The sequence below is a fragment of the Pacificibacter marinus genome, from assembly GCF_018860505.1.
GTDB lineage: Bacteria > Pseudomonadota > Alphaproteobacteria > Rhodobacterales > Rhodobacteraceae > Celeribacter > Celeribacter marinus_B.
The window spans coordinates 227,155-239,727 of record NZ_JAHKPU010000018.1 but is presented as its reverse complement, the minus strand read 5'-3'; the positions used below and the strand labels follow the sequence as shown (position 1 = coordinate 239,727).

The 12,573-nt window shown below is 54.7% G+C and carries 9 protein-coding genes; 3 read left to right on the top strand and 6 right to left on the bottom strand.

Features of this window, described 5'->3' with window-relative positions; all coding sequences use genetic code 11:
* Positions 1-119 precede the first annotated feature (119 nt).
* From recJ to KO503_RS05135, 3 genes are all read right to left on the bottom strand, one after another.
* Positions 120-1,865, bottom strand: coding sequence for a single-stranded-DNA-specific exonuclease RecJ (gene recJ, locus KO503_RS05145; RefSeq protein ID WP_215990484.1), 1,746 nt, complete (start codon positions 1,863-1,865; stop codon positions 120-122).
* Positions 1,866-2,075: 210 nt separating this feature from the next.
* Entirely contained in the window at positions 2,076-3,386 is a 1,311-nt protein-coding gene (locus tag KO503_RS05140) for a homoserine dehydrogenase (RefSeq protein ID WP_215990483.1), read from the bottom strand.
* A 156-nt stretch (positions 3,387-3,542) separates the two neighbouring features.
* Positions 3,543-3,893 (bottom strand): hypothetical protein, encoded by a 351-nt coding sequence (locus KO503_RS05135; RefSeq protein ID WP_215990482.1) that lies wholly within the window; start codon positions 3,891-3,893, stop codon positions 3,543-3,545.
* A 206-nt stretch (positions 3,894-4,099) separates the two neighbouring features.
* Between KO503_RS05135 and KO503_RS05130 the strand changes: the two genes are divergently transcribed.
* The gene (locus tag KO503_RS05130) at positions 4,100-4,648 is read left to right on the top strand and encodes a hypothetical protein (RefSeq protein ID WP_252730945.1); all 549 of its coding nucleotides are present in this window, start codon (positions 4,100-4,102) and stop codon (positions 4,646-4,648) included.
* A gap of 126 nt (positions 4,649-4,774) precedes the next feature.
* Here the strand turns inward: KO503_RS05130 and KO503_RS05125 are convergent, their stop codons facing one another.
* From KO503_RS05125 to KO503_RS05115, 3 genes are read right to left on the bottom strand one after another with little or no spacing between them, the layout of a single operon-like run.
* Positions 4,775-5,428 carry a pilus assembly protein gene (locus KO503_RS05125; protein ID WP_215990481.1) on the bottom strand — a complete coding sequence of 218 codons (654 nt, stop codon included), beginning with the start codon at positions 5,426-5,428 and terminating at the stop codon, positions 4,775-4,777.
* A 12-nt stretch (positions 5,429-5,440) separates the two neighbouring features.
* Positions 5,441-5,986, bottom strand: a complete 546-nt coding sequence (locus tag KO503_RS05120; protein ID WP_215990480.1) for a TadE/TadG family type IV pilus assembly protein — start codon at positions 5,984-5,986, stop codon at positions 5,441-5,443.
* Positions 5,983-7,677: a pilus assembly protein TadG-related protein gene (locus KO503_RS05115; protein WP_215990479.1), complete on the bottom strand. Its 1,695-nt coding sequence runs from the start codon at positions 7,675-7,677 to the stop codon at positions 5,983-5,985. Before KO503_RS05115 ends, KO503_RS05120 begins: the two co-directional genes overlap by 4 nt.
* Positions 7,678-8,166: 489 nt before the next feature.
* Between KO503_RS05115 and dnaG the strand changes: the two genes are divergently transcribed.
* Both dnaG and rpoD read left to right on the top strand, forming a co-directional pair.
* The gene (dnaG, locus tag KO503_RS05110) at positions 8,167-10,362 is read left to right on the top strand and encodes a DNA primase (protein WP_215990500.1); all 2,196 of its coding nucleotides are present in this window, start codon (positions 8,167-8,169) and stop codon (positions 10,360-10,362) included.
* Positions 10,363-10,546: 184 nt separating this feature from the next.
* Positions 10,547-12,541 carry an RNA polymerase sigma factor RpoD gene (gene rpoD, locus KO503_RS05105; protein WP_215990478.1) on the top strand — a complete coding sequence of 665 codons (1,995 nt, stop codon included), beginning with the start codon at positions 10,547-10,549 and terminating at the stop codon, positions 12,539-12,541.
* Positions 12,542-12,573 lie beyond the last annotated feature (32 nt).

Here is a 12,573-nt window from a genome sequence, read left to right as displayed (position 1 = left end):
ACCGATAGACGAAGGGACCGCAATTGGCGTGAGGCGGTATTTAGGCGAGCCGCCCGCGCGGCGCAAGAGATAAAATGCCTCTGAACCCATTTTTTTCAAAAGAGATTAAAAACACTTAACTAAGTGGCCTCGGCACCATCTTCCAAACGAAGCTGCACTGATTGACGCCCCCCCCATGTGTTGATTTCCAAACGCCCTGCCAAATGAAACCGTTTCCCGCCGTGACCTTCTAGGGCAGGGCCGAGCTTGGTATCAAAAGCTCCAAAGCAAATCGCATCCAAGCGGGGGCCTTGGCCGTCAGAAAAACTGATTTTCAGATGGCTTTCCCCGACGCGTTTGGCAAAGTGAATCATGCAACTGGGAAACGCAAAGCGCGGTGCGGCGGCTGATGCCCCATAAGGGCCTGCCGCTTCGATTTTATTGATCAACTCGATGCTGGCCGCGCCAGGCATCAAGAGGGAATCAAGTTTCAAATCCGCGGGGCCCGCTTCGCCAGCGCCTTGTTTGGCCAAAAGTTCAGACAGGCGCGCCATGGCGGGCTCCAACTGATCACGCATGACTGTCAGGCCTGCAGCCATCTTGTGCCCACCACCTTTGACCAGCAGGCCCTCTGCGGCCAGACGTTGGATGCTGGCCCCTAGATCAACGCCAGAAATAGACCGGCCAGAGCCTTTGCCTTCGTCTCCGTCAAATCCGATCACCACCGCAGGACGATTGGTTGATTCTTTTAAACGCGAGGCCACGATGCCAACCACACCTGGATGCCAGCCATCGGCGGCGGCCCAGACAAGCGGCCCGTCCAAGCCCCGTTCTGCGGCTTGATCCAACGCGCCTGCGCGCACTGAGGCCTCGATCTCGCGGCGCTCCGTGTTCAGGTAATCCAATCGTTCGGCCAGCATTTGCGCTTCGGCCTCGTCCGTGGTTGATAGCAATCGCGCCCCCAAATCGGCAGCGCCGATACGCCCGCCTGCATTGATGCGCGGGCCTAACATAAACCCAAGACTATAGGCGGTGGGGGCGGTGTCCATGCGCGAGACGTCGGCCAATTTGCGAATGCCAATGCGTTCGCGGTCCGCCATCACCCGCAGACCTTGCCGCACCAGTGCGCGGTTCACTCCAATCAACGGTGCCACATCGGCCACGGTGCCAAGGGCCACAAGATCAAGATAGCGCATCAGGTTCGGCCCGCGTACATCTTGCGCCCGCAATCGCCTATTCACATCCACCAGCAACAAAAACACCACGCCCGCCGCGCAAAGATGCGCCAGATCACCGGTTTCGTCTTGGCGGTTCGGGTTCACCACGGCCACACAATCGGGCAGGGTTTCGCCACCAAGGTGGTGGTCCAGCACAATTACATCCGCGCCCTCAGCGGCTGCAATAGGTCCATGAGACAGCGTGCCACAATCAACGCAGACAATAAGATCGTGATCGCGGGCGAGGGCCGCCATTGCGGGATCGTTCGGCCCGTAGCCTTCGTCAATGCGATCCGGAATATAAAGCGTCGCGCTATGCCCCATGTCGCGCAGCCATGTGATCAACAAAGATGCCGACGTCGCGCCGTCCACATCGTAATCGGCAAAAATGGCGATTTTTTCACGCGCCTGTAGCGCTTTTATAAAGCGCGTGGCTGCAGGTTCCATATCTTTCAGAACCATAGGGTCTGGCAGCAAGTCTTTGAGGGCAGGGGCTAAAAATGCCTCGGCCTCTTCCACAGCAACCCCGCGCCGCGTCAACGTTTGACACAGCGGTAAAGGCAGCGCCGTTTGCTGCGCCATGGCTTCTGCCAAGCGATTGTTTTCAGATGTGGGACCAACCCAGCGGCGGCCTGTTAACGAGGCGGAGACGTCAAGAAAATCATTCATGCCCAAGTGTATCGTCGCATCTTAGCCCACATGCAAACCCTGAATGTGCTGGGCGAGTGGCTGATCTGTGGATTTTGTGACGTTTGTGGATAGGATGCCAATTTTCACGGGCTTGATGGTTGTTCATCACCCGATGCTAAGCTTCACGCGCTCATTTGTATGGGATCAATTTTAGAGGCGCGTGATCAAAACGCGCCCCGATACCAAAGCTTAGACCGTCTCAATACGAATCGCGACGGGGTCACTGACCAGAACACCTGTGGCCTGCATCGTGTCAATGGCGGCATCCAAGCCGCTGCGCGGCGTTGGATCTGTGACGATCAAAACAGGGGCAACATTGGCGTTGTCGTCTTGGCCGTATTGGCGCATTTGGTCGATGGATACACCTGCATCGCCCAAGGCGCTGGTGATTTTCGCCATAGCCCCCGGTTTGTCGACAAGCGCCAGACGCAAGTAGTAAGGCGCAGGCGTAGCGGCAACCGCAGGGGTCGCGTCAACCAAGGTGTTTGCGGGCTGGCCAAAGGTTGTGATCCGCGTGCCGCGTGCGATATCCAAGATATCGGACATCACAGCAGAGGCGGTCGGCCCCATGCCAGCGCCCGCGCCGCGCAAGACGATTTGACCCACTTCGTCACCTTCCAATACGACCATATTGGTGCCGCCATCAAGTTGACCCAAGGGGGAGGTGTCAGGCACAAGGCAGGGTGTCATGCGCTGCTCAAGGCCGCGACCTGACATTTGAGTGACGCCTAAGAGTTTGATTTTATAGCCCATATCGGCAGCATGTGCGATGTCGTCGTTTGAAATGCGCTCGATGCCTTCCAATTCCACTGCGGCGAAATTGACTTTCGTGCCAAAGGCAACAGAGGCCAAAAGCGACAGTTTGTGGCCCGCATCGATGCCGCCCACATCGAGCTGCGGATCGGCTTCCAAATACCCAAGGCGCGCGCATTCATCGAACAGGGCGTTATAACCTTGGCCCGTGGCTTGCATGCGGGTGAGGATGTAATTGCAGGTGCCGTTCATCACGCCCATGATGCGGGTGATGTCATTGCCTGCCAGACCTTCGGTGAGGGCTTTGATCACGGGGATGCCACCTGCGACGGCGGCTTCAAAGCGCAAAACTGCACCGTTTGCTTCAGCGGTTTCGGCCAAGGCTTGACCATGATGGGCCAGAAGCGCCTTGTTGGCAGTGACCACATCTTTGCCAAGGGCTAAAGCCGCTTCGGTTGCGGTTTTGGCGGGGCCAGAATCGCCGCCCATCAGTTCCACAAACACATCGACATCATCGCGTTTGGCCAATGCGACAGGATCGTCTTCCCAAGCATAAGCAGACAGATCATAGCCGCGATCTTTGGATTTAGAGCGCGCGGAAACTGCGGAAATAACCACATTGCGGCCAGTGCGACGGGCTAAGAGATCGGCTTTTTCTTGCACGATTTTGATCACGCCCATACCGACCGTACCCAATCCTGCGATTCCGAGACGAAGGGGGGCTGTGGCGAGGTTTTCTGCGGGCATGATGCGCTCCAAACGATGAAAATTAACTTGCACGTCTGTTACCGACTTCTGCGAGCCTGTGCAACTGAATGCAGGGGCGCCGCAACCTTGGTACGATCCCAAACGGGATTTGACGCCGCAGGATTGAGGTAAGATTTGGCTCGGGTGTGGGGTCGATTAGGGGTGACGTGTGATCGCGGCCAAAAGGTGTTTGCGTGAGGCACTGTCCAATACCGGCGCTGACAGGCCGCGGGCACGAGCGCGCAGAGCTGCGGCGCGCGCAGCCAGGCTGTCGGTGACTGTCGTGCTGGTTTTGTCTTCGCTCAGGGTTGGGGTGACGGTTTGTTCCAATTGTGCCGAGGTGAACAGCGTTGGCCAAGGGGTCGAACTGTCAACGGGTTGGACGCGCCCTTGTAAATCGGGGGGCGGTGTACAGGCGACGAGTATCGAACAGATCGCAGCCACGCCAATGACGCGCCCCAAGGCTGGGGCGTGTGTGAGGCTGAACTTGGAAACGGGGCTGCGCATTGCGAACACTCTTGAGGGGATCAAATCAACGCGACCTTAACTTGCGCAGGACAGGGGAGCAATGCGCCACAGTTGTGATGGTTGATAGAAATTGGGCTGTGGGGGCTGTCAAAACAAGGCATGGCTGGTTTTCGCTTTTCGTTTGTGGCGCTGCAAGGTAGGCAGTTGAAAGATTTAAATGCGGTACATCATTTGAGGAGGGTCTGATGAGCGACCAAAATGAAGACGGCTACAACGCGATGTCAGCAGAGCATCAGCCTGAAGAGAAAGAATTTGCTTTGCCCGCGACGATGCCGCGACGGGTGTTTGCCGTTGGGACTTTGGGGGGCTTGGGTCTGATCCATCTTTGGATTTTGGCGACGACGCCCCCTGCGGCTTTAATCGGCAAGGTGTTTTTGCTTGCTATGGGGGTGGTGCTTTTGTTTGCCACCTACCGTCTTTGGGTCTCGACCTCACGCGATCTGGTGATGACCGCTAAGGATATCCGCGAAGAGGGTGGCCGAGTCCTGTGCCGGATTGATGATATTCATCACGTGCAGCGCGGCGCGTTTGCGTTTAAACCGTCCAATGGGTTTGTGATTGTGTTGAATGACGATATGCCGCCCGCGCGCGGTTGGGCGCCGGGCCTATGGTGGCGCCTTGGGCGTCGCATTGGTGTCGGCGGTGTGACATCGCCAGGGGCAGGCAAGGCAATGGCGGATGTTTTGGCTGCGCGTGTTGTGCAGCGCCGTTTGAACGCGCAGGCAGACAGTTGATTGCATTTGAAATATTGTAAATGACCACATGAAAAATGGCCGCCTCGGATGAGACGGCCATTTTTTATTTTGGATTTTATGTCGTGTTTCACATCGCGGTTTCGCGCGAAGCGCATCGGACCAGACCTAGGTGCCACTGTTATAGTAACTGTAAGTGTCTGTGACGCTTATATCATCTGATGAATCTCCGCTGTCGTAATCGTCGTCAGAGCCATCATCAAACAGAACTTGTGTCGCAAAACGGGGTTTGGTCACAACGAAGTCACTAAAGGTCAGGTCGTCGAGGCCGATGTTGAACACAGGGGCCCAATCGGTTGTCGTTTCCATGACCAATACCGTTTCGCCACTGGTCATGGCCGGCAGGCGTGACACGACGGATGCATAGGAATCTCCGTTGAGCGCCTCACCACCATTTGTGGCATAAGACCACTCGAGTTTGTAATCGGATGATCCATCGATGTCTGACCATGTGAAAGACGACAAGCGCAGTGATTTGATCCCTGTATTGGTCAGATAGCCGTAGATACTTGACAGACCTTCGACAAAATCTGCGTCGATAGGGTCGGTTTGGCGGGATACATAGTCTGACACCGTATAGGCGGCTTTATTGGCCATGCCTTTGACTTGAAAGGCAGAAAAATAGGTGTAGGACAACAATAGACCGGTCAAGATCAAGGGCAGCACCAGCACGGTCTCGATGCTCATCGATCCAAGGTCGCTGCATTTATAGCGGCGAGCGATAGAAGCAATGCGCTGCGTGGGGATGCGAAAATGTTTCATGCGGCATGGCTCCTATGTGTTTGGTTCGTTAACGAAAGCTGCGGTTGAAACCATAGCGATGCCTGAACCTTCATAGGTCTCAAGCTGTGCCCCAAGCCATGTCGTTGGAAAGATCGGATCGATATTCACACAGGCACGCACCAACATTAGTTCGTTTTCATTGCCGTCAGAAAAGGTCGTGGCGGGGGTGACATCCGCCGCGCGATCAATGCATTCAGCATAGCTTGAAGGGACGACAAATCCGCTGGCAACGACAGGCTCAAGCGCGATGTGAATGTTTTCTTCGCAGTTTCTGACATAAGTCGCATAGCTGCATACGCTGTTTTTTAGCGTTGGCAGGGTGACGTTTTCCATAAGACCCAGACGTACATCGCGCACAGCCATGTCCAAACCGCGATCCAGCATGGTGGATGACACGGTGTAATACCCTATTTCGTATCCGCCCATCAGGATGAAGACGAAGATCGGGAACAGTATGGAAAACTCCATGGTGGCAGAGCCACTATCGTCTTTCGCAAAAAGTCGTGTGCTTTGTTTCAGGCGAGAAAGAATACTCATTCAACCAACCTCAATTCAGTGATTTTGGTCGCCACAGCGGCAAAGGCATCTGCAATCTCTAACCCGTCGGCATCTTTGTAATGCGCTTCAGACGAGGCACAGCTCTTCAAAATAGATGCGGCTGAGCTTGGCGCCTCGAAACCGATCGTGAAGACGATAATGCCTTTGTCTTTGGCGGCTTGGCAGGCTTGCAGCAAACGCGAGTTTTTGGTGCTGCTGCCATAGCTTTTGTCAATGTCGCGCCAGTCGTAGTAATCATCTGAATCGCCTGAGGCCTCGTAACGGGTATAGGCGTGGCTATCGATGGTGAAACGGTCCCATACTTCGGGCCAGGTCAACAAACGCACATCATCCCAGCCACCATAAGGATCTTCGTAATAGTTCTCATTGTGCGGCGCGTAGTATTTTGTGACGTCTTCGCAGGTTGTGGTGTATTTTGTCTTACCTTTCCAATTCTTGTACGATGTCGTCGTGCATTCTTCATAGTCGGTGCCAAAAGACACACGATCTGTGTCGGGGTCCAGATAGATGTCCGAATTCCCAGAGCGGTAAGGATCAGGTACATAGTATTGCGACGTGTTTACACCATCGGTCATCACCACCATCACTTTTAGCGTTGATGATGAATATTCATGTGGGCGGCCTGCATTTGACGCGTCCAGACCATCCGCGACCAGTGCTGTCGTCACACCTTGGAACGAGGGGTCCAGCATAGACATGCCCCATTTTACACCGACATCGATGGATGTGTTGCCGTCCGCCGTCAGGCCTGTGATTTTATTTTCGACAGCAGTATTAGATGTCGAAAAGGGCAAGACGCGGTTGTTTTCAGCTGAGTTGCAGAGCTGCGTCACAAGTCCTTCGTTTGGTTCGTTGTAGTACCAAGGGTCAAAATTCAACGTCTGTTCGTAGGACTTTGGATCGTCATCTGTGATCAACTCGACAGTGTTGGTCGTAAAGTCATCTGCGGTAAAGTTGAAACAATGTGAGGTCTCGTGGCTGTCTTCGCGCAAGAATTGCGCGGCGATGTCAGGGCCAACGTTAACCTGTGTCGCGTAGGGGACAACTGAGACGGCCACATGGCCGGCAATAGAGTTTGAAAATACGGTTGTCGCAAAGGCTTTGCCGGCAACGCTGAGGTTCGCCAAACGGCTGCTGCTGTTCATGGATCCGGACACGTCCAAAACCAGCGCCACTTCCAGTTCGGTCATGCCTTGTTCGGCGACGCTGTAACTGTTCAGTTCTAAATTATCCACGCCAGAGAGGCGCAAGAAATAAGTTGGAATATCTGCCGTTACTGTGGCCTTAACACGTTTGCCGTAGCCAACACCGTCGACCTCAACCTTATCAAGGAATTCCGTCAAACCAGCTTTGGCGAAGTAATCGCGCACTACGGCTTTGGCGGCTTCGGTTGTTTCACTGCTGGCCGCGGCCAACACGGCGCGGTCGGCGGTGTTTTGCAATTCGGTGCGCAGGGTTTCGTGGCGCACGATATCGACGCCAATGCCTGCAAGAACAAGAACAATCACAAAAGTGAAAAGCCCGAAGATGAGCAACGAGCCCTCTTCATCACGGCCATACTGACGCGCCATGATTTTGGTTCGGTTCAGCCATGCCCGACACGCATTAAGTGTCTTGGCTGGGCGCATTTTGAGCGCTGTGTCCCGAGTGTTTTGTGTCGTCCCAAACATTGTAGCACCAACTCACGTTGTCCAGTGGTGCCCCCATTTCCCAAATGCCGATGCGTCACAGGCTTGCTTAAGGCCCACATCGACACTTCAATATCCCTCAAAGCGTTAACAATGTAAAACGAAACGCGCTTTTGGTGTGCGTTTTTGCTCATAAGTATTGATGTGTATTCTTTATTGTTCTTTTTTGCTTTTAATTAAACACAGTGCTGACACAAAGCAAATTGGCCGCCGTATTGATGCCATAATGCCGACACCCGAGGGGCGCGCTTTGAGAAGCTACGGCGTAAAATTGCGAATCACTTGGGGGGCTGTGAAGTGGTTTTTGACCTGTTTTCGTGCCGATTGAGGGGGTGCATTAACCAATTAGATATATGTGAAAGGCGCTTGTGAAGCGCATCGTTGAATGTGCGATTTAGGGACTTGGCGATACGCGGGCAAAGACGCACAGCCACGCTGGACTCTGACGACGCGGGCGCAGATAATATGCCCATGTCATTACCACCCGGATTCCTTGATGAGCTGCGCGCCAGAAGTTCCCTGACCCAAGTGGTCGGACGCAAAGTCATATGGGATCCGCGTAAGTCCAACCAAGGCAAAGGTGACATGTGGGCACCATGCCCGTTTCACCAAGAAAAATCGGCCTCCTTTCACGTCGATGACAAGCAAGGCTTTTACTATTGCTTTGGCTGCCATGCGAAAGGCGACGCGATAACCTTTATCCGCGAAACCGAAAATACCAGTTTTATGGAGGCGGTCGAAATTTTGGCGGGCGAAGTGGGCATGCCCATGCCTGCACGCGACCCTGTGGCGCAACAAAAATCCGACAAACGTACAGAACTGGCGAAGGTGACCGAGGCCGCCGTGCGCTTTTTCCGTATGTCCTTGGCGCAAGCCAGCGGCGGGTCTGCGCGTGAGTATCTGGACAGGCGCGGCATGTCAGAGGCCACGCGGGACCGCTTTGAGATTGGCTATGCGCCCAACGGAAATGCCTTGCTGGCGCATCTGAAATCCATCGGTATTTCGGAAGACATGGCCATTGAGGCAGGCGTCGCGGCAAAGCCTGATGACGGGCGCAGCGCCTATGATTTTTACCGCGACCGGATTATTTTCCCGATCCGTGACCCGCGGGGGAGGGCGATTTCATTCGGCGGGCGCTCGATGGACCCGAACGCGCGGGCGAAATACCTCAACGGACCAGAGCGGTTGTTGTTCGACAAAGGCGCTGCGCTGTACAACCATGGCGGGGCGCGGACCGCTTGTGGTAAGGGGCAGACCTTGGTCGTGGCAGAGGGCTATATGGATGTCATCGCCTTGTCTGAGGCAGGGTTCGAAGCCACAGTCGCCCCCCTTGGCACCGCCGTGACAGAACGCCAATTGCAGCTGATGTGGCGGATGCACCCTGAACCGGTGATCGCGCTTGATGGCGATAAAGCGGGCTTGCGCGCTGCCATGCGCGTGATCGATCTAGCTATGCCTTTGCTTGAGGCGGGGAAATCCCTGCGCTTTGCGATTATGCCTGAGGGCAAAGACCCCGATGATCTGATCAAAGCCGAAGGTCGTGCGGGTATGCGCGCTGTTTTGATGGCTGCTGTGCCCATGGTCACTTTGTTGTGGCAGCGCGAAACTGAAGGGAAAGTCTTTGACAGCCCTGAACGCCGCGCCTCCTTGGATAAAGCGCTGCGCGATGCCATTACTCCGATCAAGGATCGTTCGATCAAGCGCCATTACGGTGAAATCCTCAAAGACATGCGCTTCGAGTTGTTTCAATCCAAGCGCACCCAAAGCGAGCTGGATCAGGGCGGTGATCCTTTTGAGGTGACCCCTGATTTTGCAGCTCCGCCCCCCGCTAGCTATGACGCCGGATATGGGGGCATGGATCATGGCGGCTATGATGCTGACGCTGATATGGGCTATGATGACCGCTACGCTGATGCGCCCTCAGGGGCGGGGCAGGGCAGTGGTCGCGCTGGGCGTGATGGGGCAGGCGGCAAACGCAACACCGATTTCGAGGCCCGACCCAAACGCGAATGGGACCCCAAAACCAAGTCCTTCAAATTGCCGGCTGTACCTGTGCCGTCGACCAAATCTTCAGTCATTGCGTCTTCGGATGACAGCTATTTGGACTTTCTGCGCGAGGCGGTGATCTTGGCCACGGCTCTGCGAAACCCGTCCGTGATCCTTGAATTCGATGCGCGTCTTGAGGCGCTTCACCCTACTAACGCCGAACATGCCAGCCTGCTGCACGCGCTGCTGACCCATGCCGATGTGACCGATCCGCAAGCTCTGTGGGATAAAGTTCTGTCTGATTGTGGCAAGCCAGCCCTTGATCGTTTGATGGCGCATCCCCATGTGCAAATCGCGTCCCAAGTGCAACGACCAGATGTAGAAATGGCGCAGATGTGCCTGGCCGAGGAATTGGCCAAGCTCAAAGCGCGTCGTGGTTATTCGACGGAATTGAGTGACGGTATCTTGGATATGGTCTCTGCGGATGATGAAAACGTCACATGGCGTTTGGCCCAAGCGGCAGAGGCACGCAATCGTGCGACCAAAGCCGAGGCCGAGGATCGCGCAGAATACGATATCGGCGCCAATGGGGCCGAAATGAAACGCGATGAACGCCGCGCTTTGGATGATCTGATCGCGCGGATTTCAAAGGGCAAAGGGGCGCAGGGCGGGGCAGAATAGACCTGTGACTGTGTTGCGCTATATGAAATCCAGCGTGCGTGCCCCTCTGGTACAGCTGCGGTTAAGGAAATATGGGTAAACGGGTGGCGAATCGTTGATTCGCGTGACATGATTCGTAAAGCCATTGATTCGCGCGTCTATGACGGGCGATTCGCAGGAAACGATTTCGACTGAGGAGAGCCGGATGGCCGCTAAGGACAACGATGATCAAAAAACCGACGTTGCGGAAGCAGATGTTGGTCTCGATATGAGCCAAGCGGCGGTCAAGAAAATGATCGCGGAGGCCCGTGAAAAAGGCTATATCACCTACGATCAGCTCAATAAAGTATTGCCCCCTGAACAGGTCAGTTCCGAGCAAATCGAAGACGTAATGTCGATGCTGTCAGAAATGGGCATCAATATTATCGAAGACGAGGAAGAAGAAGAGGTCGCTGCCAGCGGCGAGCTTGTCAAAGCTGACGGCCCACGCGATCTGACGTTGGCCAATTCTGAAACCGAAAAGCTTGATCGCACCGATGACCCCGTGCGGATGTACCTGCGCGAGATGGGCTCTGTTGAGCTTTTGTCCCGCGAAGGCGAGATCGCGATTGCCAAGCGGATCGAAGCTGGCCGCAACACGATGATCGCCGGTCTGTGCGAAAGCCCTTTGACCTTCCAAGCGATTACGATCTGGCATGACGAGCTTTTGACCGAAGACATTTTGCTGCGCGACGTGATCGATCTTGAGGCCACATTCGGCACAGGTATCGATGGCGACGACGAAGAAAATGTTGTGGGCGGCGTTGCTGCCTCTGGTGTCGCGAGCGCAGCGGCTGCTCCAGCGGCTGGAAAAACCCAAGAACTCGATGCTGATGGCCATCCGATTGCCAATGACGACGATGATGACGACGATGAAGATGAACAAGCCAACATGTCTTTGGCCGCGATGGAAGCCGCTTTGAAGCCACAGGTTTTGGAAGTGCTCTTGAACATCTCCAACGACTTTGCGCGCCTGTCTGAAATGCAAGACCTGCGTATGTCCGCGACTTTGAACGAAGACGGATCATTCTCGGCGGTTGAAGAAAAAGAATACCAAACGCTGCGGTCTGAAATCGTGATTTTGGTGAACTCGCTTCACCTGCACAACAACCGTATCGAAGCCCTGATCGACCAGCTTTACGGCATCAACCGTCGCATCATGTCCATCGATTCCAACATGGTGAAACTCGCCGACCAAGCGCGGATCAACCGTCGTGAATTCGTTGACGCTTACCGTGGTGCTGAGCTTGATCCGAACTGGCTTGATCGTATGGGCGAAAAATCCGGTCGTGGATGGCAGATGTTGCTGGAACGCTTCACGCCCAAAATCGAAGAGTTGCGCGGCGAAATGGCCATCGTTGGTCAGTATGTTGGTGTTGATATCTCTGAATTCCGCCGCATCGTACAACAGGTGCAAAAAGGCGAAAAAGAAGCGCGTCAGGCGAAAAAAGAAATGGTCGAGGCCAACCTGCGTCTCGTGATTTCCATCGCCAAAAAATACACCAACCGTGGTCTTCAATTCCTCGATCTCATTCAAGAGGGCAACATTGGCCTGATGAAGGCTGTCGATAAGTTTGAATATCGTCGTGGATATAAATTCTCGACCTACGCCACATGGTGGATTCGCCAAGCGATCACGCGCTCTATCGCTGACCAAGCGCGCACCATCCGTATCCCTGTGCACATGATCGAGACGATCAACAAACTTGTGCGCACGGGCCGTCAGATGTTGCACGAAATTGGCCGCGAACCGACACCCGAAGAATTGGCAGCCAAGCTGCAAATGCCTTTGGAAAAAGTGCGCAAAGTGATGAAAATCGCCAAAGAGCCTATCTCGCTCGAAACACCGATTGGCGACGAGGAAGATTCACAACTCGGCGATTTCATCGAGGACAAGAATGCGATCCTGCCTTTGGATTCCGCCATTCAGGAAAACCTCAAAGAAACCACCACACGGGTTCTGGCCTCGCTCACCCCACGCGAAGAACGGGTTTTGCGGATGCGCTTTGGCATCGGCATGAACACCGATCACACGCTGGAAGAAGTGGGTCAGCAGTTCAGCGTGACCCGCGAACGTATTCGTCAGATTGAAGCGAAGGCTTTGCGGAAACTGAAGCACCCAAGCCGGTCTCGCAAGTTGCGGAGCTTCTTGGATCAGTAATTTAGAAAATGCCGCCCAATAGGGCGGCATTT